This is a genomic window from Mesorhizobium sp. M7A.F.Ca.CA.002.05.1.1 (genome assembly GCF_003998335.1).
Classification (GTDB): domain Bacteria; phylum Pseudomonadota; class Alphaproteobacteria; order Rhizobiales; family Rhizobiaceae; genus Mesorhizobium.
In genome coordinates this window covers 1-665 of record NZ_RZQI01001529.1, presented here as the reverse complement: position 1 = coordinate 665, position 665 = coordinate 1, and the positions used below count along the sequence as shown (strand labels likewise).

The following is a 665-nucleotide window of genomic DNA, read 5'->3' as shown; positions in this document are numbered from 1 at the left end:
GCCATAGATGACGAGCGGCAAAGACCCGCCGGCCTTGATGGTGCGGCACCGCCAACTGCCGGTCAGGTCCTTGTCGGAAAAGGCCACCAGCGGTTTTGCCAGCAAGGCGTCGAGTTGCTTGACCTCGGCCGCATCTCCAGCTTTCGCCTCGGCAAGCGCCGCCTTGCGCGTCTCGCCATAATTGTCGAGCCGCTTCTTGTCGGCCGGGGTGATGAGTTTCTGTACCTCGCCATCGGCATGAGCGGGCAGGGCGAAACAGAGGAGACCGAGTGCGGCTATCAAGAGGCGAGGGGTCATCAGTGTGTTTCCACGTTCGAATGGCTGGAGGGCCTGTTGCCTTGTGGCGCACAACTTACCCGTTCTCGGCGGCCTGTCACCCAGGGTTAGAGCATGGCGGGGTCAGGAATTGCTTCAGGCGTGTGCTGCCGCCTGCGCCATTCCGGCCGTCAGGTCGCCATAGCCGGTTGCGCGGCGTTCATAGACGAGACCAAGCATTCTGGCTGCCTTTTCGGCGACCTTGTCGAGTTCCGGATCATTGGTCTGGGCCAGATAGATCAGCTTCTCGTAGTTGCCGAAATAGTCCTTGATCAACTCCGGGTGCTTGTCGAGGCCGAGCGGTTTCATGAAGAAGGCGTCGAACTGCCGGCAGAGGAAGTCGGTCATGT

General features: G+C 60.8%; 2 protein-coding genes. Both read right to left on the bottom strand.

Annotated features, from left to right (window positions below; translation table 11 throughout):
- Positions 1-297, bottom strand: a 297-nt coding sequence (locus EN939_RS36850) for a DUF4893 domain-containing protein (RefSeq protein ID WP_127272115.1), incomplete at its 3' end; no start/stop codon positions are given.
- Positions 298-411: 114 nt separating this feature from the next.
- Positions 412-665, bottom strand: a 254-nt coding sequence (locus EN939_RS36845) for a DUF1638 domain-containing protein (RefSeq protein WP_127272113.1), incomplete at its 5' end; no start/stop codon positions are given.